Genomic DNA, 23,070 nt, shown 5'->3' on the forward strand with positions numbered 1-23,070 from the left:
CGGCGGTTCTTCTTGGTTCGTTCTTCTCACCGAAGAGAAGAATGAACAAGAACGCCCCTATGGATACCCCGTCGAGCGGAGAATGACAGTCCCCCCTTCAAGCGAAAAAGGAGAAGGAGGAAAAAGGGGAAACAAGCAAAGACACACAAAGAGGGAAAAAGAGAAACCGCCCTTATCGGGCCGGGAGGGCGGCAGCCGAGAGCGGAAAGAGGGCGAGGACTGTGTGAGCGCAGCGAGTTCCGCAGCCCCGCGCGAGGCGTAGGCGAGCGAGCGAAAAAGCCCGATACCGGGCGGCGGTTCTTCTTGGTTCGTTCTTCTCACCGAAGAGAAGAATGAACAAGAACGCACCCATGGATACCCCGTTGAGCGGAGAATGACATCGTTCCGTTCCGTAAATAGAAGGTGCCGCATGGTGGCAATTTAAGTCGCAAAATTACCTCGGGAGTGTGTCGACAGACACACTCCCGAGAATAAATGGTGATGGGAGCCCGTTGGTTTATCGAATATCGATTTGATGCGTTACCGGTTGCATGATAAAGGTGAACGTGCGGTCGCCGTAGGGTATGCGGTATTTCTTTTGCGGCCAGGCGCCCCAGCTGTTTACGCAACCCAATCCCATCTGTCGTTCATCGATGCAGAAGTTGGTTACCTCCGAGGGGGCAATCTCAGGTGAATGCCATTGTTGTTTCTCCACCCCTTCGTCGAGTGACTCGATGGTGTAGTGCAGAGCCGAGGCCGAGAACGGTTGTTCGGCATAGAAGAGGAGCCCCGTGCCGGCGGGGTCGAGCAGTTTCCACCATCTGATGTCGCTTTTCGTTCCCGTTTCTTGCGGGCGGATATAAGGATAGAATTGCTCGCAGACACTTTGTCGGTAGATTCCTATTGGGGTACAGTCGTGGCGGTCGATGTAGTTTTCTCCCGGGCCGCGGCCGTAGTATTCGATGGTTTCAAAATCCTTCGGCATGGGAAGTTGCATACCAAAACGGAACATTTCCGACACTTTGGCTCCCGGGGTGGTTTTCATTTCTTGTGTCACTTTCACGGCACCTGTGTTGGCAATGACGTAGGTGAGTGAAAGGGTGGCCGCGACGTCCGGCATTTCATAGTCGGCCATGACGACAGCTTGGCCGTTGAGGCTTTTGCTTTGGAACGATTTCAGTTGCATTTCGGGATTTTTCCAGACGGCAAATTTCTTTTGCAGATTGGCTCCGAAATCGTTGTCGGTCGGGGCTCTCCAAAAGTTGGGTGTGAGGCATTCTCCCTCTTTCAGGAACGATGTGCCGTCGACCTCATAGCGCGAGAGGAAACCGTTGCGACGGGAGAACTCGATCATGAAGTTTTCCCCTTTGACGATGAGGAAGTTCCGGTCGTTGTCGATGAGGACGGGGGCTGCAAGGGCTGTGTGGGGGGCTGACTCGTTGCGCAGGGACATGTCGGGAGCGATGCGAGCCGACAGGGCGAGTTGGTTGGAGGCGACGGCGTGTCCGGCCGGAATCAACCCTTCCCGGTCGCGTTGCCGGTAGGTCACGTTGAGCAACCATTCGTGCGTCGTGTCGATTTCTCCGAGGGGCAGGTCGATGGATTGCCGTTGTTGCGGGTCGATGGCAAGATGGTCGATGCGACCGGTGCGCATCACTTTCCCGTCGGCCAAGAGTTCCCAATCCATGTAGTAGGCCGAGAGGTCACGGAAGAAGAATTCATTGAAGATTTCGATTCTCCCCGGTGTGGTATCGACAAGTGAGGTCCAGATGTTTTGATAGAAATGACCTACCTCGTGCATGTGCGGATTGGGAATGCGGTCGGGGCTTATCAAGCCGTTGTCGCAGAAGTTGATGTCGGAGGCATCATGTCGGTTGAAGTCGCCTCCGTAGGCATAGATGTCAACGCCGTTTTTCCCTTTCCAGCGAATCGACTGGTCGACGAAATCCCAAATAAATCCGCCCTGGAAGTGCGGGTATTTTCTTATCAGTTCCCAATATTCTTTGAACCCGCCTTCGGAGTTGCCCATGGCATGGGCATATTCGCATTGAATGAGCGGTTTTGACGGATTGTTCTTGCAATATTTCTCCGAGCGGCCGTAGTCGAGGTACATGGGACAGTAGATGTCGGTAAAATCGTTGGTCCGAGCCTGTTCATACTGCACGGGGCGGGAGGAATCTTCGGCCTTTATCCATCGGTAGACCTGCTCGAAGTTCTCTCCGAATCCCGCTTCGTTGCCCATCGACCACACGATGATGCTGGGGTGGTTGAAGTTGCGTTGTATGTTGCGTTGGTTTCTTTCCAGGTGAGCTTGCGCATAGTCGGGTCGTTTGGCCAAAGTGCGTTCGCCGTACCCCATGCCGTGCGATTCGATGTTGGCTTCGGCCACCATGTAGAGACCGTATTGGTCGCACAGGTCATACCAACGGTTGTCGTTGGGGTAGTGGCTGGTGCGCACGGCATTGATGTTGAAGCGTTTCATCACCTGTATGTCTTGAATCATGCGCTGGGTCGAGACGACATATCCGCCGTCGGGGTCCATTTCGTGGCGGTTGACCCCTTTGATGAGAATCGGTTGGCCGTTGACGCAGAGCTGCCCGTTTTTCATCTCCACTTTCCTGAATCCCACTTTTACGGGTATGACTTCGAGCATCTTGTCACCCGTCCCTGTGCGGGCATAGAGGGTGTAGAGATAGGGGGTTTCGGCCGTCCATTTGTGGGGATTGTCGATGGTGAGGGTGGTCGAGCCGTTGCCCGGTACGGTTTTTGAGATGACGAGATTGCCTTGCGCATCGACGAGCGAGAGTGCGACCTCTTTGATTTGCCGGCTTTGCAGGGCGACCGTCAAGGTACCGTTGCGGTAATCACTGTCGAGGTCGGGGGTGATGCGAATATCCTCGATGTGGCGTTTCTCGCGGGTATAGAGGTAGCAGTCGCGGCCGATACCCGAGTAGCGGAAGAAATCCTGGTCTTCGAGATAGCTCCCGTCGCACCAGCGGAAGATTTGGAAGGCGATGAGGTTTTTTTGTCCCGGTTTCAGGTACGGGGTCAAGTCAAACTCGGCTTCGAGCTTGCTGTCTTCGCTATATCCCACATAGCGGCCGTTTACCCATACATAGATGTTCGACGTGGCCGAGCCGAAGTGTGCCATGATTTGTTTCCCTTTCCAGGTGGCGGGAATGACGATTTCTTTCCGGTACGACCCTACATGATTGTCGGTGACGGGTACTTCGGGCGGATTGTTGGCAAACTGTTCCCGCCAAGCGTAACCGATGTTGACGTAGATGGGGTCGCCATATCCGTGAAGCTCCCACACACCGGGTACGGGAATTTCGTCCCACCCTTTGTCGTTGAAGCCTTGTTCCCAGAAGTCGGTCGGCCTGCTATCGGCATCTTTTACCCAATTGAATTTCCAAGTGCCGTTGAGTGAAAGATAGTTGTGGGAGTTTTCCTTGATGCCTTCCCGGGCTGCCTGTTCGCTTTCGTAGGCGAAGTAATGACTGTGCATGGGTGCCCGGTTCACGGCATTGATTTCGGGTTTTTGCCATTCTCCTTTTTGGGCGGCTGCCCATAAAAACGAGCAGGAGAGGAGGGTACATAAGAAGAGACGTTTTTCCATGATAAGAAATGCTCAAAGGTTTTACAAGCCGGTCGCTGTCAACAGACAACTCCGGTTAGCGACAAAGATACGATTTTTGTGTAAACGATGCATGGGGTGAGTCGTGAATCTCGCAAATGTTTCTTCTCGGACCAGCGATGTTTCATGTCGGTCGGCAATCGGCAACTATCCGTAATTCGGGTACGCATACCGTTGATTTATATACAAAACCTGTCTGGCCGGACTTCTATCTTTGCACCGTAAACATTATGTATCGACGAGAAGAATCATTTTAATACGGATATGTTATGATGCGAATCGGAAAAATTCTCAGGGTCATGCCGCTGGTTGTCATGGCCGCCCTGCCTTTACACTTAAATGCACAGAATATGGAAAATGAATCACAAAACGGGGCAGTGCCTCAGATGAGCGCCTTCCCGACCGGAAATGAAAACGTGGCCTATCGGCAATATTTCTCGGGCAAGTCGTGGTTGGCTCCGCTTACCTCGATGAAAGCGTTGAATGTGCCTGTCGCCAATGTCACTTTTGAACCTGCTTGTCGCAACAACTGGCATAGTCACACCGGCGGACAGATATTGATTGCCGTGGGCGGGGTGGGATATTATCAGGAACGCGGCCAAAAAGCCCGTCGTCTCGAAGCCGGCGACGTAGTAGAAATTGCCCCGAATGTTGAGCATTGGCATGGTGCCGCACCCGACAGTTGGTTTTCGCACCTGGCCATCGAGTGCAATCCGCAGACCAACAAGAACACCTGGCTCGAACCTGTCGACGATGACGCATACGCCGAGGCCGTAAAATAGCCGCCTGCCGGGTAATGTCGGGCAACGCCGCTTGCTGGCATGCCCGGCATGCAACAATGAAAAACCTCTTATTGCATGAAATATAAGCTATTGACTTGGTTGCTGGCTCTTTCCTCTCTGTCGGCAACCGCACAAGAAAACAGGAACAGTATGCACCGTATCGACCGTTGTAAGGAGACCTATACCGCCTTGTTTGGCGGACAGGCTTTGACCGGGGAGGGTACCGACCCCGAGTTCATGGATATTCTCCAAAAATTTATCTTCGGGGAGGTTTTCTTCGTGGGAGACCTCGACCATCGTACCCGTGAACTCATTACCTGCACGACACTTGCCACGATGCAGACCTTGCCGCAACTCAAAGCCCATGCGGCAGCGGCTCTTCGGGTGGGTGTTTCGCCGGTGGAGCTGCGAGAGGCCGTCTACCAGTGTGCCCCCTTTATCGGATTCCCCAAAACACTCAATGCCATAGCGGCCATCAATGAAGTCTTCAAGGCCAACGGCATCGCTCTGCCTTTGGAACCGCAGGGCACGACTACCGAGGTCGACCGTTATGAGAAGGGGTATGCCATTCAATATCCTTTGTACGGTGATGAGATTGCCCGTAAAATGGAAAATGTTCCCGACAGCATGGGACATGATGTGGCGCGTTTCCTGACCGAGTATGCTTTTGGCGACATCTATACGCGAGGCGGACTCCCGGTCGAGACGCGTGAACTGCTTATCTACTGCATTCTTACTACCATCGGAGCCGATGCCCAGTTGCAATCGCATGCACAAGGCAACCTGAGGCTCGGTACGGCTCCCGCCACATTGGCTGCGGCCGTGATACAATGTCTGCCTTATGTCGGTTTTCCCCCTGCCATGAAAGCCCTCCAAGCCATCGCCGATGCAACGGCCGAGCCCGAAAAACAGTTGGTGCGCCTTTCCCGCATTGTGGTCGACCCCTCCCGGCTTGAAGCGTATAACACTTTCCTGAAAGAGGAGATAGAAACTTCGATGCGTGTGGAACCCGGAGTCCTCACATTGTATGCAACCGCCGAGAAGGAGCGCCCTCATGTGATAACGATTCTCGAAGTCTATGCCGATGAGGCGGCTTATCAAAGCCATATCCAGACCCCCCATTTCCTCAAATACAAGCATGGTACCCTCGATATGGTGCAGTCGCTCGAACTGGTCGACTCTACTCCACTCATTCCCGGCATGAAAATCAAATAAATAGCCAGCGTGGAACTTGACGATTTCAGGGAAGGAATATTGGTATTGGGGAACATGTAAAGGTTAATGGGCTTTACCTCACATTGTCGAGTTGACGACAGAGTCGGACAAAATAAAGAGAGGCGGGAAACATTTCCCGCCTCTCTCTTGTTTTGAAAGAGTCACCGCTATTATTCGGTGATTTCTTTTGTGATGACAATCGAGCCGTCGTCCATGAGCGTGCGTTTGATGGTAACACCCTGTACGGGAGCAGCCACGCGCACACCGGTCGAGGTGTAGATTTCAACCGAAACGGGCGAAGCCGTTTTGTTCACGTTTTCGATACCCGAGGCATCAGATACCACATAGGCATTCGAGGCTTCGCTCAGACCACCCATTTCGTTGGCGGCACGCACGGTGTAGCTGTCGCCTTTTTGCGGCGATACGAGGGTGTAGCTGTTTTCGGTGGTAAAGTCAATGACTTGACCGTTCTTGCAGATGGCGTAGCAGAACACATAGTCGCTCTCTTCCCACGAAAGCACGTTTTCATTGGCCGTGAGGGTGGGAACGGTAGCTTGCTCGGTGTAATAGGTCGGATCCCAATCATCACCGCCGCCCATTACATTCTCGACAGTGTATTCGGCAGCTTCGGCAGCCGTGAGTATGGGATTGTTGGCATAGCCGTCGCCGAATGTCGTTTTGCGGTCGTTGAGGTTGATGGCCGTACCGTTCTCGGTCATGCTGTTGTATTCGGCAAAGAGGGCCGGATAGCCACCGCTCATCTCGGTCCAACCGGCGGCACTGGGCAATGCAATCATCGTGGTGTTGATGAAGATGGCACGCGGTGTTCCCGAGCCCCAAGGACGACCGAGGGCATAGCCGGTGTCGTACTCGTCTTTCTCGGCCTTTACGGTGCAATCGACAAAGACATACCCATATTGTTTGGGTCTCGAAGGTGCGGCGATGACACTGCCCGAGCGGCGGATAATCAGGTCGACATCGTTGTAGAATACGTCGCCCTTACCGCAGAGGAAGTCGGTGTATCCTTGCAAGGTACCGCCTTCGAAATAGAAGCGGCCGTTCTCGTTGTTCGAGAGGTAGGTATCCTGTCCGCCGAAGAGGGTGACATTCTTGAAGATGTTCTTGTCACCGGCATCTTCGAGGGCGGCAGCACGACCGTCGAGGTAGGGCATGCCGTTTTTCAGGGTGATGTCTTGCATGTAGGTATTTGTCATCGACGAACCGAAGGCGAGGAGTTGGCATTTGCCCAATCCTTCGATGGCGGCAAACGCTTCGTTGTAGAGTATCGTGGAGTCACGGTCTTCACCGATGATGGAGATGTTGGGCGTGTTGAGCGAGGTGGTGGGTTTGGGATAGGTCACGTTGTCCGACCCCACAACCGTGGCTCCTTTGTCGCCGGCCAGGAGGTAGGAGCCTTTCTTCACGAAGATGCGGAAACGCACGTTCTTGTCGGTGCGGGCAGCGGCGGCTGCGATAGCCTCTTCGAGGGTTCCGTCGGTGGGCACGACGAAGTCATATTGTCCTTTCTCTACAACCGGCCGGGTCTTGGTCGTGAAGTTGATGGTGATGGCTTCGGTTGTGGCAACATCGCTGAGGTTGGCTACGGCACCGGCCGGGAGGGTGAAGGTGTAGCCCTTGCTATATTCGAGGGCGCTGTATTCGGCCGTTACGGTTTTGCCGGTGGCACTCAGGGTGACGGTTTTCTCTCCGATGGTGGCGGTGGCGCCGTCGGTGATTTTCACTTTCTTGTCGAACGTGAGAACGATTTTACCGGCGATCGAAGCGTTGTCAGCTCCTTCGGCCGGAACTTGCGAAACCAGTGCCGGAGCCACGGGGTCGTGCACATAGGCCAATGTTCCGGTGATATAGATGTCGGAGATGGCGGTTCCGTCGTTCGAGGCACTCGTACCGACAACACTCGACTCATAATTGGGTATCCAACGCACATAAACCAGTTCCTGGTTGTTGGTTTCGGCCGGGAGGGAGAATTCCTTGGTTGTCCAAACCTTGGCGGCATCGCCCAAATCGATGGTTCCTACCGGAGTCCAGTCGGTTCCGTTGAGGGAGTATTCTACTTGTTGCTCTTTGTAGGCGTTGTAGTTGTAGAGCATCGACGAGGATACTTTGATGTCGGTAAATGCCGATGCGTTGAAACTGGTCTGGTAATAGTATTTGTCGGTGAGCGGTTGCCAGTTTACGGCAGCGGGGCGACCTTCATAGCCGCCGGCGGCCATTTGCGACTTGTCGAGCCAACCTACTACCGAGCCGGCAGCATTGCGCAAGATGAGGCTCGATGCCGCATTGTCTTCCGAGGCAAAGTCGGCTGGACGGCCCTCTTTACCCGCATTGTAGAAGTCCCAGCCCACGATATAGTCGACAGCGTCGTAGTTGGCCGTAATCGATATGTCTTCGGACATCTTTATGGGGAGTTCGCTCGACGTTTCGCCGCTGTTCCAGTGTGTGAAGGTGAGGATAGGATTGCTGGCTGCCGAGAGCATGACGTTGGTACCCTCCTCATACATCATGTTGCCGTCGACAATGTTCGGGGCGGGAGAGAGGGTTACCATGTAGTCATTGGCACCGCCTACGATGGAGAGATTCAGCGCGTAAGTGGTCACGGCTTTGAAGTTGGCGGTCAGGACACTGTTGGCATTAACCGTGTACACGAATGCAGGTTCGGTCGATACTTCGTTGCCGCTGGCATCGGTCCAGTTTACAAAATCATAACCGAAGTTTTCCGTAGCCGTCAAGGTGATGGGGGTTCCTTCGTTGAATGTGTCGCCCACCGGATTTTGAGCTATCGTACCCCCTTCTTCGGGCGACGATGCGGTTGCAAACGTGTAGGTGGTCACCTCTTCGGGCGTACCTTCATAGGTCCCGCTGATAACGACATCTTTCACGCCGACCTGTTTTCCTTTGTCGAGGCTATATACATAGATGTTGAGCGACACCTCTTTGTCGGTGCTGATACCCGAGACGGGGAATTCGAACGAAGAGGGTGCCGGGTCGGTACCTTGACGATTGAACTGACCTCCGGTCAGCAGCGTGGCGCTTTGACCGTCAGCGGTTTTCAGTACGATGTTGATGGTTCCGCCGTTGGTGCCATACCGGTAACCGTCGAGAGTTACTTTGGTGGGGGTGAACGTTACCCCTTTTTGCGGAGTGATGTTGAACGAGAGCACGTTGTTGTCATCGGCCGAGGAGGCTTTGGAGGCCGGTTCGATGCGGGTGAAAGTGAGGCCGCCGTCGGTTCTTGCTCCTACAAACGACAGGTTGCTGCCCAGTGTGACGGAATTCAGGGCGAACAAGGACTCGTCGTTGAGCGTGGCGGTCTGCCCGGCGGTACCTTCGGCAAACGGCCATGTGGCAATCATTTCGTTGGACGATGGCGTGGGAGGTTCGGGCTCAGGTTCGGGTTCGGCAACGTATTCACCGGCTTTGATGGAGATGCCTTTGAGACGGGCGTCGTTCGATACCGAAGCGCCTTTCAAGAGACGTACGATGACTTTTTCGCTGTTGGCCGTTTGGGCTAATTCTATGTCGAATTGCTCGGCTTGATGCCAGGCCATGGTCTGTGTCGTCTTTTTAGCCAAAGACCATGTTGTGCCGTCATCGACCGAGGTGACGACAAAAAGCACGGCATCGGGGTCTTGGGCAATGTTCAGCGTAAACATGGGGGCGGCCAGACCTTCTGTCGAAAATTCCACTTGTATGTAATTGTCGTGGTTGGCGGCCTCCAAACAAGAGGCCTCGGTCATGTCCTTGTTTACCGGTGAGGAAAATCTGATGGTTCCGTATGCGGTTCCATCGGGAACGACTGCGGCCGAGGCATCACTCGAATAGAACGAGATGGTGCCATTGCCTGTTGCGGCTTGAATCTTTTGGTCGTCGGGAACTGTCGAATAGGAATCGAATGCCCATTCGGCGATGGTCGTTTGCTCTTCGGCCCAAATGGTTTGGGGCAAGGAGCCGATAATGACCATGACGATGAATGTCAAGAGAAGTTTTGTTTTTCTCATGGTACATAAGTTTTAAGTGAAACGGTTGGTTTATATTCCCGTTCATGTATACTCTTTCATTTACAAAAATATGTATTAGAGTTGAAAGAAAAAAACATTTGTTTGAATTTATTTGCCTTTTGGGAGGAAACGGGTTCAAGGCGGGGACGATAGCTGTTGTCCCGCAAAGGAGGAAATGTCCGTTTTCCGTGTTTTGTGGAATTGGAAGAGGGTATGGCCAATCTTTCAGGCTCTATTAAGAAATATGGGGGAAAGATATAAAAAAGGAGGACAGATTTCTGTCCTCCCGTGAGCCGCAAGCCGGAATCGAACCGGCGACCTTTTCATTACGAGTGAAACGCTCTACCGACTGAGCTATTGCGGCGTTCCCTGAAAAAGCGTTGCAAAGATAGCGTTTCCTTGGCAATTCCGCAACATATCGGGAAATATTTTTTTTGAGAAATAAAAAATGCGACTTTTCACAAGAAAAGTCGCATTTGTAAAATTCGTTGTTCAAACATTTTGGGCACTCCCGTTTTTTTCGGTCATCGCCTCGGGGGAGATTTGCCGCCTGGCTTTCACCTAATAGATTTTGGTACTGTAAACGACTTGAATCCTGATGTTTTCATTGTCGATGTTCGCATAGGTCAATCCGCCCAGATAAGGAACTATGCTGGTGTCGGTCGTATAGGAACTTGTCGTTTTCGAGACGGTTATCGGCACCAATATCATGTCGGAGTCGTAAGAGTAGTCGGCCGAGGGGTTGAGCGAATCGTTGGGGTTCAGAATATGGTTGGGGTCATATTCGAAGATGTTCATGATGTAGTTTTGCAGCCCGGTGAATGTGTAGCTGTTCGAGGTCGAATCGTAGGCGGCATAGAAATAGTTCTTGTCGTCGTTGATCAGCCGGTCGGCAAAAAACTCGTCGATGTTCATCGGTACGACGGCATTGGTCGAAGAGGTGGCATTTCCCCCCTTTCTCATCAGCAGCAGGTATGGTGGCGGAACAATGCCGAGGGCTTTCAAGTCGGCGGGCATGGTTTTGAGGGGGATAGTCATGTTGATGGTGTTGAGCACCCCCACGGTATCGGTGCTGTTGAGGCTCCGCGAGCTGTTGAACGTCTCGATGATTTTGGCCGTGGGGAAAGTTATGGTACCATCATACATCTGAGGCGATTGTATGACGGCCTCGCCCTGGGCTCGCAGCGCATCGACCGAAGCAGCCGGGCTGGCTTCGATGTGGTTGATGGTGGGCGCTTCGTAGGAAGTCATCAAATAGGTGGTCGAAGCGTTCTCGACATAGAGCACATCGGAGTCGTCGCTCACGGTCTTCAACCCTCCGCTGCTGTCGTAGGCATAGGTGCGGTGGTAGACAACGACGGCGGTCGATATGATATAAAGCAGCGTGCCATGACCGAACGTGTTGGTAATGTAGAGACCCTTGAAGAGTTGGTTCATGGCCGAGGTGGTGATGTTGCCACCGCTTTCGAGGTAGAAGTCGTAGAACTTCTTGGCCCACGCCTTTTTCTCCGAAGCCGTGTTGCCGAATGTCTGCTTGATGAAGCGGTAACCGTCATCGTCGAGCAGTGAATCGGGGTAGGATTGTGTAGAGGCTACATAGAAACTGCTACCCAGCTTGTCGGCGGGGTCGTAGTAGTCGGCAGGGTTGAGATTGCTATAAATGGGCACCCGCACGTTGCTTTCGTCGCGGAGCAATTTGTTGAGTTCATACACGGTGAGCTGCATCGGCGCCAGGGAGTCGCCGAAGATGCTGTTGTACTGGAATGCGATTTCGACGCCCACCGAGTCGATCATGTCGGGTTTTACCAGTGTGGTGTCAAACTCGGCCACGGGATAGAACTGTGTGAGATAGTCGGCTTTCACACGACCGTACCCCGGAATGGTGACATCGCCCAGCATCTGCACGATGGTGCGGTTGGGCAGGGAATCGACGGGAAAGGTCGATACCGAATCGGTGTGCTGGGAGTACACATACGAAGAGTCGATGTAGATGGACAGCGAAGTCGTATCGACCGAGAACCCGATGATGCCCGAGTCGTCGTTACACGAAAAGAAAAGTGCTATAAGGAGCAAAGAAAGGGGAAATATCCGTTTGCTTTTCATATCAGAATTATTTATGGGTAGCGGCCCATACGTCGTCGTAGAATTGATTATAGGCGTCGATATATACATCGGGCGACTGATAAGGCAAGAATAGTTTGCCCGAGGCTTGGGCTGCTTCGGCAACCTGCGCGTCGATTTGCGGCGAAGCCTGTATGAGACCGTCGGAATAGCGCATTGCCAACTTCGAGAGGGTCACATAGTCTACGGTCTCATTCAGCCCGAAACCGAGGTCGCTTTCCTGTATGCCTTCCCATAAAAGTTTCGACGGGAAGGTGGCGGGAAGTGGCGTCTCGAATTTGTTGTCGTATATCGAATAGACGATTTTGGCATCTCTGAAAGAGGGGTCTTCGGCATAAGCCTTTTTGATGAACAGGGGGGCAAGTGCCGTGAACCAGCCGTGGCAATGGATAATATCGGGAACCCAACGGAGCTTTTTTACCGTCTCCATGACGCCGCGGACGAAGAAGATGCTCCGCTCATCGTTGTCGTCGAAGTCCTTGCCTTCGTCGTCGACCAAAAGGTTTTTGCGCAGGAAATAGTCGTCGTTGTCGATGAAGTAAACCTGCATGCGGGCCGCTTGTATCGAAGCCACTTTGATAATCAGCGGGTGATCGGTATCGTCGATGATGAGATTCATTCCCGACAAGCGGATTACTTCGTGCAACTGGTTGCGTCGCTCGTTGATATTCCCGTATTTGGGCATGAAGGTCCGTATTTCACGGCCTCGTTCCTGAATACCTTGCGGCAGGTTTCGACATATCGTGGCAATCTCCGATTCGGGAAGATACGGAGTCATCTCTTGTGAAATGAACAATATCTTTTTTGCTTCCATCGTGCAGGTTTCTATAAATTTGTCCGACAAAGATACTAAAAAAAATATCGGAAACGGCCATATCGCCATCGTAGATTAACAGTTTTTGATAATATATTGGCCTGAACAGAAGATTTCTTGCAAAAATTCTCATGAAAAATTCCGCAAGAAAACTTCTTTGTTCGAGTTTTATTTACTTCTTTTGCACCGTTTTTTCAAAACTGGTCATGGAAGTTATTTCGAAAATCTCAGATTTACAAGCGCGTATCGCCGCATATCGCGCCGAAGGCAAACAGATAGGTCTCGTCCCCACGATGGGAGCCTTGCACAATGGCCACCTTTCGCTCGTCAAACGTTGCGTGAGTGAGAACGGTTGTTGTGTGGTGAGTGTTTTTGTCAACCCGACCCAATTCAACGACAAAAACGATTTGTTGCATTATCCGCGTACTCCCGAAGCCGACTGCGCGTTGCTCGAAGGCGCCGGTTGCAACATCGTGTTCATGCCGTCGGTCGAGGAGATGTACCCGCAGCAAGATACCCGTGTTTTCGACCTGGGACCCGTCGCGGCTGTCATGGAGGGGAAATACCGTCCGGGACACTTCAACGGGGTGGCTCAAATCGTCAGCAAACTCTTCGATACGGTAAAACCCGACCGAGCCTATTTCGGCGAGAAAGACTTTCAGCAAATCGCCGTCATCAGGGAGATGAACCGGCAGCTTAAATTCCCGATTGAAATCGTCGCTTGCCCCATCGTGCGCGAAGCCGACGGTATGGCGTTGAGCAGCCGCAACATGCGCCTTACGCCCGGACAGAGAAAAAATGCCGTGAACATTTCGCAAACTCTGTTTAAAAGTCGTACCTTTGCCGCGCAACACTCGGTGGCCGAGACCCTCGCATACGTTGTCGACACCGTCAACCAAGTGCCCGATTTGCGGGTGGAATATTACGAAATCGTCAATGGCGACACCTTGCAACCGGTCACCTCGTGGGACGAAGCTCCCTATATCGTGGGTTGCATTACCGTTTATTGCGGAGAAGTGCGTTTAATCGATAATATCACCTATCGTCCTTAAAAAGAGAAAACATGTTGATAGAGGTACTGAAATCAAAAATCCACCGCGTAACCGTAACACAAGCCGACCTTAACTACATTGGAAGCATCACCATCGACGAGGAGTTGCTCGAAGCCGCCAACATCATCGAAGGCGAACGTGTGCATATCGTCAACAACAACAACGGCGAACGCTTCTCGACCTATGTCATCAAAGGCGAACGGGGTTCGGGCATGATTTGTCTCAACGGAGCCGCAGCCCGCAAGGTACAGCCCGGCGACATTGTCATCATCATCGCTTATGCCATGATCGACGCCGAGGAGGCTCGCAGCTTCAAGCCCACGGTCATCTTCCCCGACACGCAGACCAATCGTCTGTTACAGAAGTAAGCCGGTGAACCCCGCACGCATGAGATTCGGGGTATGCACATGAAATCGACATTCCGGAGTGGCGCTGCATCAACACCTTCCGGATTTGTTGGTTACAAGAGGGTGGGGGAATGACATTCCGCCCGCCGAGAACGAAACTTATTAGACAGAAAATATATGTTTGAAAATTTAAGCGAGAAACTCGAACGGTCATTCAAAGTGCTCAAAGGCGAAGGCCGTATCACCGAAATCAACGTAGCCGAAACCTTGAAAGAGGTGCGCAAAGCGCTGCTCGATGCCGATGTCAATTACAAGGTCGCCAAGCAATTTACCGACACGGTAAAGGCCAAAGCCATGGGTATGAATGTGCTCACCGCGGTAAAACCCGGCCAGCTCATGGTGAAAATCGTTCACGACGAACTCGCCGAACTCATGGGCGGAAAAGCGGTCGACATCGATGTTACCGGCTCTCCGGCCATTATCTTGATGTCGGGACTCCAAGGTTCGGGTAAAACCACCTTCTCGGGCAAGCTGGCCCAGATGTTGCGCACCAAGCGGGCTAAACGTCCCATGCTCGTGGCCTGCGACGTGTATCGCCCCGCCGCCATCGAACAGTTGCGAGTGCTCGGTGAGCAAATAGGGGTACCGGTCTATTCCGAGCCCGACAACAAAAAGCCCGTCGAGATAGCTCAAAACGCCATAAAAGAGGCCCGCAAGCAAAATTGCGACCTTGTCATCATCGATACCGCCGGTCGTCTGGCCGTCGATGAGGAGATGATGAACGAAATCGAAGCCCTGAAAAAAGCCATCAAGCCGCAGGAAATCCTCTTCGTGGTCGATGCCATGACCGGTCAGGACGCCGTGAACACGGCCAAAGCCTTCAACGACCGTCTCGACTTCACCGGCGTCGTGCTCACCAAGCTCGACGGTGATACCCGCGGTGGTGCAGCCCTCTCGATACGCACCGTTGTAAACAAGCCCATCAAGTTTGTGGGTACGGGCGAGAAAATGGAGGCACTCGACACCTTCCACCCCGAGCGTATGGCCGACCGTATTCTCGGCATGGGCGACATCGTATCGCTCGTGGAGCGGGCGCAAGAACAGTATGACGAAGAAGAAGCCCGTCGCCTGCAAAAGAAAATTGCCAAGAACCAGTTCGACTTCAACGACTTCATCGGACAGATACAGCAGGTCAAGAAGATGGGTAACCTCAAAGACCTGGCCTCGATGATTCCCGGTGTGGGCAAAGCCATCAAGGACATCGACATCGACGACGACGCCTTCAAGAGCATCGAAGCCATCATACAATCGATGACTCCTCTCGAACGCAGCCGTCCCGAGATTCTCAACAGCAGCCGTCGCCAGCGCATCGCCCGCGGTAGCGGAACCTCGATACAGGAGGTGAACCGTCTCATCAAGCAATTCGACGACATGCGCAAGATGATGCGTATGATGACACAGGGAAAAAATCCCGCACGCATGATGAGTCAGTTCAAACGTCGCTAAAACAGTTATCCCGCCAATATAGAAAACGAGAAAGTTCTGCTTTCTCGTTTTTTTGTAACTTTTTCGCAGGGTGGGCGTCTATGAGAGAAAGGCCCGCTACTTGGTGCGATGAGGTGGTATATATGCAAGGAGGAGGGGTTCCCTCCGTGATTGCATGTGGCATTATGCGGCCGGGAAATAGGATTTTCCCTTGTTGGGAGACCACCCCATAATCGCGGGGATTCGGCTTCTGTTTTTATGTCGTAAGAAAAAATACAGAAAGGAGGTACGGGTCGAAACGGAAAACTTTGTTATCGTTTGTCACAACCTTTTATTTTACCTATATTTGTACCATTCATTATGAGAAAAGCAGCAATTATGAAAAAAGCCCTTTGGGGCATGATGGGTTGCCTCCTGGCACTTTGTGCCTGTAACGAAACACCATCGAGCTATCGCGTCGAAGGTGTGTTGAAAGACTCTACGTTCGATGGCCGCACCATCTACATCAGGCAGCGCGACAACCGCACCAACATCGACAGTACGCGCGTCGAAGGAAACCGGTTTGTGTTTCGAGGCGCTATTGATACGGCGGTAATCTGCGAAGTATATTTAGGTCGCAACGAATATTCCCTTTTCATACTCGAAAACGGCCACATCACACTCGACCTCTACGACCACCTCAACCCACAGGGCAGCCCGATGAACGAGAAGATGGCCAGTATCTTGAAGACCATAAACCGTCTGGAAGAGACCTACATGGCCCAACTCGACTCCTTCAACAGAAGCTATTGGGCGAAAGAGGGCCTGAAAGAGCCTCGCAGCGTGGCGGAAATTCCCGAAGAGATACTTAATGAGCAACTGGTGCTCCTTCAAACGCCATGGGAACAGACCGAAGATTCCATACGCAACGACCTTCTCACCCATCACAACAACGATGCGCTGGGGCAACTCATCTTGTACGCCGGGTTGTTGCCTTACGATGTAAATGAGCAGATGGAGATTCTCGACCAGCTGGGGCCTTGGGTGAAATCGAGAAAAGACATGCAACGGAAAATAAAAACCCTCGAAGCTCAGAAGGAAACACTTCCCGGACAACCGTATGTCGACATTGAAGGCCGCGACGTCGAAGGCAAGGAAATCGCGCTCTCCGACTTCCTCGGGAAAGGCAATTATGTGCTGGTAGACATGTGGGCGAGCTGGTGCGGCCCCTGCAAGCAGGAGATACCCAACCTGGCCCACCTGCACAATAAATACAAAGACCACGGTCTTACCGTGGTGGGGCTCTTTGTGTGGGACAAAGAGAAAAACCTGAAAAAGTCCGTCGAGAAAGAAAAAATCACCTGGCCGCAAATCTTCGACGCCGAAGACGTCGCTCGCAAGGCGTATGGCGTAGACGGAATCCCCCATATCATGCTCATCTCGCCCGACGGCATCATTCTCGAACGGAACCTGCGCGGGAAAAACATGATTGCGACAATCGACAAACTCTTACAAAATAAACCATAACCCATATGCAATTAATTGACGGAAAAGCCATCTCGGAACAGATAAAGCAGGAAATCGCTGCCGAAGTTTCCGAAATCGTAGCCCGCGGAGGCAAACGCCCGCACCTGGCCGCCATCTTGGTAGGTCACGACGGCGGTAGTGAAACCTATGTCGCCCACAAGGTGAAAGCCTGCGAACAGTGCGGCTTCAAATCGACCCTCATTCGCCACGAGGACGACATCACCGAAGAAGAGCTCTTGCAAGAAGTGGACCGCTTGAACAACGACCCCGATGTCGACGGTTTCATCGTGCAGTTGCCTCTGCCCAAGCACATCTCCGAGCAACACATCATCGAGGCCATCGACTATCGCAAGGACGTCGACGGTTTCCACCCCATCAACGTGGGTCGCATGTCCATCGGTCTGCCCTGCTTCGTATCGGCTACCCCGGCCGGTATCATGGAGCTGCTCAAACGTTACGACATCGATACCAAGGGCAAACACTGTGTCGTGCTGGGTCGCAGCAACATCGTCGGCAAACCGGTTGCCACCCTCATGATGCAGAAAACCAACCCCGGCAATGCCACCGTTACCGTGTGCCACAGCGCCTCGAAAAACCTCAAAGAGATGTGCCGCGAAGCCGATATCATCATTGCCGCCCTCGGTCAGCCCAATTTTGTGACTGCCGACATGGTGAAAGAGGGTGCCGTCATTATCGACGTGGGAACCACCCGTGTGCCCGACGCCTCGAAAAAATCGGGCTTCCGTCTCAACGGTGACGTGCTCTTCGACGAAGTGGCACCAAAGTGTTCCTTCATCACCCCCGTTCCCGGTGGAGTAGGGCCCATGACCATAGTATCGCTCATGCGCAACACCTTGCTGGCCGGCAAAAAAGCCATCTACAAGTAATCCGTCAAAAAGACTCTGTATGAGAATGTGTCGTTTTCTCATACCCTTCCTTCTTTTGGGCAGTGTAACCCTCTCCGCGCAGAAGAGGATTACACTGGTTTTTGCAGGAGACCTCATGCAGCACCAGGCACAAATCGATGCCGCCCGCAACAGTAGCGGCGGGTATGATTACGGCGACTGCTTCACGGCTGTGCAACCGCTGGTTTCCGAGGCCGACTTGGCTATTGCCAATCTCGAAGTCACGCTCGCCGGCAAGCCCTATCGGGGCTATCCGGCCTTCTCTTCGCCCGATGAATTTCTTTATGCGGTAAAAGAGTGCGGATTCGATATACTGCTTACCGCCAACAACCATTGTCTCGACCGCGGCCGTCGCGGTTTCGACCGCACCTTGCTGATGCTCGATTCGCTCTCTCTGCTGCGTGCCGGTACCTACCGCGATGAGAACGACCGGCAGCGCCGTTATCCCTTGCTGATAGAGCAGAAGGGGTTCCGCCTCATGTTGCTCAATTATACCTATGCCACCAACGGCCTGTCGGAAACGCCGCCGCGCATCGTCAATCGCATCGACCGGGCCCTTATGCAGCGCGACATTGCCCGTGCCCGCATGGCGCAGCCCGATGCCATCATCGCCTGCATGCATTGGGGCACCGAGTATAAGACGTTGCCCGATGACGCGCAGCGACAGTTGGCGCATTGGCTCCTGTCGCAAGGTGTCACGCATGTCGTCGGTTGCCACCCCCACATGGTGCAACCCATGGAATTGCTCACCGACAGCCTCGGAGGCAAACATGCGATTGTCTATTCGTTGGGGAATTTTATCTCGGGTATGACCCTTGCCGGTACCGATGGGGGAGCCATCTTCACCCTGACCCTCGAAAAAGACTCGATGGGGCGCACAATCCTTGCTCAATGTGGGTATGAATTGGTGTGGACCGGCCGTCCACGTCTCACGGGTGACTGCCGTTACCGGCTCTATCCGGTGACGATGCCCCGCGACTCCCTTTCTTCTGCGGCATACCGTCGTATGCAAGAGTATGCCGGGCGCACCCGTCGACACCTCGACGAGCACAACAAAGAGGTCGATGAATGGAAAAGGCAATAAAAAAATCGACAAAAAATTTGCAGAATCACAGAAAACCCCTATCTTTGCATCGCTTTTTCAGAAGCAAACGACATGGTGAATGTAGCTCAGTTGGTTAGAGCGTCGGATTGTGGTCCCGAAGGTCGTGGGTTCAAGCCCCATCTTTCACCCCGAAGAGTTGCCGGAAGTTTCCGGCAACTCTTTTTTTATCCTTCTCTGCCCCGGCTCGCTGTTTGAGCATCAGCTACTTTATAAATCCCGGGGAGTCTTCGGTCTCATTTTTGCATTTATAAAAAGAAAATATTATCCGACGACATGTTTTGTCGTCGTCACTCCTTATATTTGTCGCAAAAGGTCGGAAACATGGCAAAGGTAAATCAAATAAGAAGGCTGGGAATCATCATCAACAAACTTCGGCATGTCGATTGCATACCTGCACCCGAATTGCTTGAATATGTAAAAAGGGTCATGTCGCAGCAATGTGGTGAAGAAACCGGCTACACATTGCGTACGTTGCAACGGGACTTCGGTACGATAAAAACGTTGTTCGGCATCGAGATTAGTCACGGGAACGGTGGGTACGGTATTGTACCAAACGACAATCTGGCCAATTTCCACGAAGAGCTCTTGTGTAATTTCGAAATACTCAATGCCATCGACAGTGACAGCGCCATACAGCAATATGTCCTTGCCGAACATCGTCGGCATGCTTCAAGCACCCATATTGCCGACATACTCGATGCCATACGCAACAGGTTGACGGTAGAATTTGACTACACCCTTTTCCGTCATAACAATTCGGTCGTTTCCAAACAGATAGAGCCATACTATCTCAAAGAATCGCAACATCGCTGGTATCTTGTGGGATATGATACCGATAAAAAACTCAAATGTTTCGCACTCGACCGCATCTCCCTTTTCCGCATTGCTGCCGACCGGCCGTTCGCCCGCCGGGAAGATATTGATATACCGGCCTTGTTCAGGGAAAGTTTCGGCATTTGGAACGACCCGCAGATGCCTGTCGAGGAAATCATCTTGCGGTATGACTCACTCGATGGGGAATTTGTCAAGACATTGCCGTTGCATGAATCACAAGAAATCGTGTCGGACGATGATCGTGGTCTCGTCATAAAAGTACACCTGCGCATCACCAACGATTTTGTCATGGAACTTCTCTCGCGAAGCCGTTCGGTCGAAGTCCTCAAACCGGCCTCGCTGCGTCAAAGACTCTATGACATTTATGTGCAAGCGATTGAACGTAACACCCCCGAAAACCATGAATAAGCAGTCTGCCCGAAAAGAGGTTTCCTCGTCAACCCCGAAAGCTCCCCGAAAGCCGTTAAAAAATGGCGCATCGTCGGAAGAGGTGTGCTCCAAGGGAAAAAACGTGTCCGACGAGACGAAAGCCAAAGCCAAAGCGACACCCGCCAAGACCGGGAAAAATTCCACATCGGTAAAAAAGAATCCCGACAAGAGTGCTGCCAAGTCTGGTTCCAATCCGAAATCCCAATCTAAAATCCAAAAGGAAATAGAGGCCATGTGTCTCGACAAGAATAGTATTTATTATTATATCAACAAGCGAAAAGAAGAAGAAAAAGTCAGAGGAATCGAGACATGTAGTTCTGCCAATACTGACAAGAGACAAATAGACCGGATTGTGTATGACGAGGAATTGAACAGCTACATAACCTATTTTGACAATGGCGAATTCGAATACGGATATGTCGATGAAGATGACGAAGAAGAAACCGAAGTCGATACCGTAAATATATACGCAAACTCCGTCACCCCTGCCGGTCATGGCAGTGAGGGCAGAAAGAATATAAAAAAAACGTATAAAAAAAGAACACCGAACAAGAAAGATGGAAAAGGGGCACCTCGGGGTCTTGTTTCGGCTAAGAAGGAGATATACCCCTCTTTTGGGACGGTGTTCCGGGGAACGATTGTCGTGATCGTGCTTCTGTGCGTAGCCATTGACATTTTCCTTGTCAGACCGTACGAACAGAAGAGGGAAGAATTATATGCCCCGCGCAAATATAAGTCGCACTTCAATCTCGACCCGAACAGGCCGCTGACGGAAATTGGAGATCTTGACTATGAAAATCGCACGGTAACCTACACTTCTCCCATGCCCAAGGATACGATACTCCCTCCGTCACCCTTGCCCAAACTGACCAAGGAAGATTATCTCGAAGAGCCTCTCAATCTCTATGAAGACTATTACGAAATGTTTTACGACTATTATCACGACTGAAAAATCGATTCTTGCAAAAGATGCTCTAATAATTGTTTTACCTGAAAAATTATGCTTATGACACCCGCAGATTATGAACACCTCGTAGGTGAATATTTCAGAAGATTGGGTTATCGCGTTACCGTAACCCCGGCCAGTAATGACTATGGCATCGACATCATCGCTACAAAAGAGAATTTTTAACCAAAATACATTCTTATGAAAGGAAAAAATATTTATACACAACAAGAAATCGAGCAATTGCGAGATCTTATTAGGAAGAGAAACAGTGCGTCGGCTGTTGAACAAAAAAGTATACGTCAAAAAATGCGGAAGATGGGCTTTTGGGGACGTGATGATTGGGGTATAATTGATTGTTCCGAAACAGACTTGGATAAGCTCATCGAATTAGGGTATATAAAACTTATTGATGGAACTAAACCCATGAAGAGTGTGCCGATAGGACGCAGAGATATTCTGCCGATTAATCGTCAATGCAATGTAAAATTGGAGAAAATGAGTGGTTTACAATCAATTGAAGACGTCAAACATGAAGGCTTTTCGGGATTTATATCGGTAACGAAACTTCGAGAAGACGGTTGCTCTATTCCGACGGGCGCTGGGGTATATCTGGTAGTAAGGGCGACGAAAACCGCACCGCGATTTTTATCCGAAGGCACCGGTGGCTATTTTAAGGGAAAAAATCCGAATGTAAGTATTGAAGAGTTGCAAGCAAATTGGGTCGACGACACTTGTGTGCTTTATATTGGCAAAGCAACTTCGTTGCGAAAACGATTAAAGCAATATATCGATTTTGGCGAAGGTCGATCAGTCGGGCATTGGGGAGGTCGGTATATCTGGCAGTTGGAAGACGCCGACCAGTTGCTTTTATGCTGGAAAGAAACTCCGAATGAAGATCCCAAATCGGTCGAGAGCGCATGGATATCTTCTTTCAAATCGATCTATGGCGTGCGACCGTTTGCGAACTTACAGGGATAAAACCTCGAAAAGGTGCTATGGAATGATTCCGTTTTTTTTATCGAAAGCAAGTGATTCTTGTGCAGCCGGGATTTTCCCGACTGCACATTGTTTTTTGAAATAGGATACCCGCCCGAATGCTCGGCCCGGGATTCTCCGAACGATGCCTGGCCGTTTTCAACGATGACCGATGGCGTGCTTGCCGATGAGCATTGTGAGATAATTTCGATATTTGTCGAAGTAGTAAATGGATAATGGGAGAGGGAGACAATGGGATTGACGAGATAAAATATTGTATGCGATATGTTAGAAAGCAATGTTTACAAACATGGGGATAAATTTGGAGGGGAAAGAAAGAATCTCTAAGTTTGCCAGTCCTGACCAAACCCAATCCAAGAGTTTCGAGGGGGCGGGGAGTGAGGAGGGGATTTCCCGGGAGGGTGAACCCGCAGTCGCTCCGGCCAAGAGGCGTACCGCGGCGCAGCGGTACGAGTCGTCATCACCCCCCATCGGCCGAGCGCCGAGCGCAGGGGGAGAAGCCTTGCCGTCCGGAGCGCCGGGCGGGAAAAGGCCCCCGACCGAGCCGGCCATGCCGCTTGGTGGCGAGCCGCCAACCTCCCGCCGATCACCCCCGGCCGCAGAAAAAACATCACCCCGTTCCCAAAATCCGCCCTGTATGTGGTGCAATTTGAGGGGAGGGAGGGGGGGGGATGACCCTTTTTGGGGAGAAGAAAAAGAAGCGGGTGCGGGGCAAAAGAGTGGCAAAAAGCCCTTTGGAGCAGAGAGTGGTTGAAAAAAGGCGAAAAAAAGTTTCGCGTGTAAATGGCTGACGGATAGGGGGAAGGGGGAAGGTTGGAAAAAAGTTTCAAAAAAAGTGGCAAAAAGATTTGGAGGGGAATAAAAAAGCCTCTATCTTTGCACCCGCTTTCCCGAT

Annotated in this window: 16 protein-coding genes and 2 tRNA genes; 13 read left to right on the forward strand and 5 right to left on the reverse strand. The window is 51.9% G+C overall.

Annotated features, from left to right (window positions below):
* Positions 1-496: 496 nt before the first annotated feature.
* On the reverse strand, positions 497-3,598 hold the full coding sequence (locus IAD09_00890; protein HIT80790.1) for a DUF4981 domain-containing protein: 3,102 nt from the start codon (positions 3,596-3,598) through the stop codon (positions 497-499).
* Positions 3,599-3,888: 290 nt separating this feature from the next.
* Here IAD09_00890 and IAD09_00895 point away from each other — a divergent pair, with 290 nt between their 5' ends.
* Positions 3,889-4,398 (forward strand): cupin domain-containing protein, encoded by a 510-nt coding sequence (locus IAD09_00895; GenBank protein ID HIT80791.1) that lies wholly within the window; start codon positions 3,889-3,891, stop codon positions 4,396-4,398.
* A gap of 75 nt (positions 4,399-4,473) precedes the next feature.
* Positions 4,474-5,613, forward strand: a complete 1,140-nt coding sequence (locus IAD09_00900; protein ID HIT80792.1) for a carboxymuconolactone decarboxylase family protein — start codon at positions 4,474-4,476, stop codon at positions 5,611-5,613.
* Between the two features lie 170 nt (positions 5,614-5,783).
* Here the strand turns inward: IAD09_00900 and IAD09_00905 are convergent, their stop codons facing one another.
* From IAD09_00905 to IAD09_00920, 4 genes are all read right to left on the reverse strand, one after another.
* Complete coding sequence (locus IAD09_00905; protein HIT80793.1) at positions 5,784-9,632, reverse strand: Ig-like domain-containing protein; 3,849 nt, start codon at positions 9,630-9,632, stop codon at positions 5,784-5,786.
* A 291-nt stretch (positions 9,633-9,923) separates the two neighbouring features.
* Positions 9,924-9,996: transfer RNA gene (locus IAD09_00910), tRNA-Thr, on the reverse strand.
* Positions 9,997-10,193: 197 nt separating this feature from the next.
* Positions 10,194-11,735, reverse strand: coding sequence for a DUF4270 family protein (locus tag IAD09_00915; GenBank protein ID HIT80794.1), 1,542 nt, complete (start codon positions 11,733-11,735; stop codon positions 10,194-10,196).
* A gap of 7 nt (positions 11,736-11,742) precedes the next feature.
* Entirely contained in the window at positions 11,743-12,567 is an 825-nt protein-coding gene (locus IAD09_00920; protein HIT80795.1) for a glycogen/starch synthase, read from the reverse strand.
* A 206-nt stretch (positions 12,568-12,773) separates the two neighbouring features.
* Here IAD09_00920 and IAD09_00925 point away from each other — a divergent pair, with 206 nt between their 5' ends.
* The 11 genes from IAD09_00925 to IAD09_00975 all read left to right on the forward strand — a co-directional run bounded on the left by IAD09_00925 (position 12,774) and on the right by IAD09_00975 (position 22,157).
* Positions 12,774-13,619, forward strand: coding sequence for a pantoate--beta-alanine ligase (locus IAD09_00925; protein ID HIT80796.1), 846 nt, complete (start codon positions 12,774-12,776; stop codon positions 13,617-13,619).
* An 11-nt stretch (positions 13,620-13,630) separates the two neighbouring features.
* Positions 13,631-13,987, forward strand: a complete 357-nt coding sequence (locus IAD09_00930; protein HIT80797.1) for an aspartate 1-decarboxylase — start codon at positions 13,631-13,633, stop codon at positions 13,985-13,987.
* Positions 13,988-14,143: 156 nt separating this feature from the next.
* Complete coding sequence (gene ffh, locus IAD09_00935; protein HIT80798.1) at positions 14,144-15,472, forward strand: signal recognition particle protein; 1,329 nt, start codon at positions 14,144-14,146, stop codon at positions 15,470-15,472.
* Between the two features lie 357 nt (positions 15,473-15,829).
* Positions 15,830-16,957: an AhpC/TSA family protein gene (locus tag IAD09_00940; GenBank protein HIT80799.1), complete on the forward strand. Its 1,128-nt coding sequence runs from the start codon at positions 15,830-15,832 to the stop codon at positions 16,955-16,957.
* Between the two features lie 5 nt (positions 16,958-16,962).
* Positions 16,963-17,844 carry a bifunctional methylenetetrahydrofolate dehydrogenase/methenyltetrahydrofolate cyclohydrolase FolD gene (gene folD, locus IAD09_00945; GenBank protein HIT80800.1) on the forward strand — a complete coding sequence of 294 codons (882 nt, stop codon included), beginning with the start codon at positions 16,963-16,965 and terminating at the stop codon, positions 17,842-17,844.
* A gap of 25 nt (positions 17,845-17,869) precedes the next feature.
* Complete coding sequence (locus IAD09_00950; GenBank protein ID HIT80801.1) at positions 17,870-18,946, forward strand: CapA family protein; 1,077 nt, start codon at positions 17,870-17,872, stop codon at positions 18,944-18,946.
* A gap of 74 nt (positions 18,947-19,020) precedes the next feature.
* Positions 19,021-19,096 (forward strand) — tRNA-His (locus IAD09_00955).
* Between the two features lie 192 nt (positions 19,097-19,288).
* The gene (locus tag IAD09_00960; GenBank protein ID HIT80802.1) at positions 19,289-20,209 is read left to right on the forward strand and encodes a WYL domain-containing protein; all 921 of its coding nucleotides are present in this window, start codon (positions 19,289-19,291) and stop codon (positions 20,207-20,209) included.
* Positions 20,202-21,179, forward strand: coding sequence for a hypothetical protein (locus tag IAD09_00965; GenBank protein HIT80803.1), 978 nt, complete (start codon positions 20,202-20,204; stop codon positions 21,177-21,179). Before IAD09_00960 ends, IAD09_00965 begins: the two co-directional genes overlap by 8 nt.
* A 57-nt stretch (positions 21,180-21,236) precedes the next feature.
* Positions 21,237-21,362, forward strand: coding sequence for a restriction endonuclease (locus tag IAD09_00970; protein HIT80804.1), 126 nt, complete (start codon positions 21,237-21,239; stop codon positions 21,360-21,362).
* 312 nt (positions 21,363-21,674) lie between these two features.
* Positions 21,675-22,157, forward strand: a complete 483-nt coding sequence (locus IAD09_00975; protein ID HIT80805.1) for a hypothetical protein — start codon at positions 21,675-21,677, stop codon at positions 22,155-22,157.
* Positions 22,158-23,070: the final 913 nt, after the last annotated feature.

The sequence above is a fragment of the Candidatus Caccoplasma merdavium genome (assembly GCA_018715595.1).
In the GTDB taxonomy this organism is placed as follows: Bacteria; Bacteroidota; Bacteroidia; order Bacteroidales; family UBA11471; genus Caccoplasma; species Caccoplasma merdavium.

Coding starts and splice junctions, on each gene's coding strand:
- IAD09_00890 (HIT80790.1), bottom strand. CDS start 3,598: ATGGAAAAACGTCTCTTCTTATGTACCCTCCTCTCCTGCTCGTTTTTA.
- IAD09_00895 (HIT80791.1), top strand. CDS start 3,889: ATGCGAATCGGAAAAATTCTCAGGGTCATGCCGCTGGTTGTCATGGCC.
- IAD09_00900 (HIT80792.1), top strand. CDS start 4,474: ATGAAATATAAGCTATTGACTTGGTTGCTGGCTCTTTCCTCTCTGTCG.
- IAD09_00905 (HIT80793.1), bottom strand. CDS start 9,632: ATGAGAAAAACAAAACTTCTCTTGACATTCATCGTCATGGTCATTATC.
- IAD09_00915 (HIT80794.1), bottom strand. CDS start 11,735: ATGAAAAGCAAACGGATATTTCCCCTTTCTTTGCTCCTTATAGCACTT.
- IAD09_00920 (HIT80795.1), bottom strand. CDS start 12,567: ATGGAAGCAAAAAAGATATTGTTCATTTCACAAGAGATGACTCCGTAT.
- IAD09_00925 (HIT80796.1), top strand. CDS start 12,774: ATGGAAGTTATTTCGAAAATCTCAGATTTACAAGCGCGTATCGCCGCA.
- IAD09_00930 (HIT80797.1), top strand. CDS start 13,631: ATGTTGATAGAGGTACTGAAATCAAAAATCCACCGCGTAACCGTAACA.
- ffh (HIT80798.1), top strand. CDS start 14,144: ATGTTTGAAAATTTAAGCGAGAAACTCGAACGGTCATTCAAAGTGCTC.
- IAD09_00940 (HIT80799.1), top strand. CDS start 15,830: ATGAAAAAAGCCCTTTGGGGCATGATGGGTTGCCTCCTGGCACTTTGT.
- folD (HIT80800.1), top strand. CDS start 16,963: ATGCAATTAATTGACGGAAAAGCCATCTCGGAACAGATAAAGCAGGAA.
- IAD09_00950 (HIT80801.1), top strand. CDS start 17,870: ATGTGTCGTTTTCTCATACCCTTCCTTCTTTTGGGCAGTGTAACCCTC.
- IAD09_00960 (HIT80802.1), top strand. CDS start 19,289: ATGGCAAAGGTAAATCAAATAAGAAGGCTGGGAATCATCATCAACAAA.
- IAD09_00965 (HIT80803.1), top strand. CDS start 20,202: ATGAATAAGCAGTCTGCCCGAAAAGAGGTTTCCTCGTCAACCCCGAAA.
- IAD09_00970 (HIT80804.1), top strand. CDS start 21,237: ATGACACCCGCAGATTATGAACACCTCGTAGGTGAATATTTCAGAAGA.
- IAD09_00975 (HIT80805.1), top strand. CDS start 21,675: ATGAGTGGTTTACAATCAATTGAAGACGTCAAACATGAAGGCTTTTCG.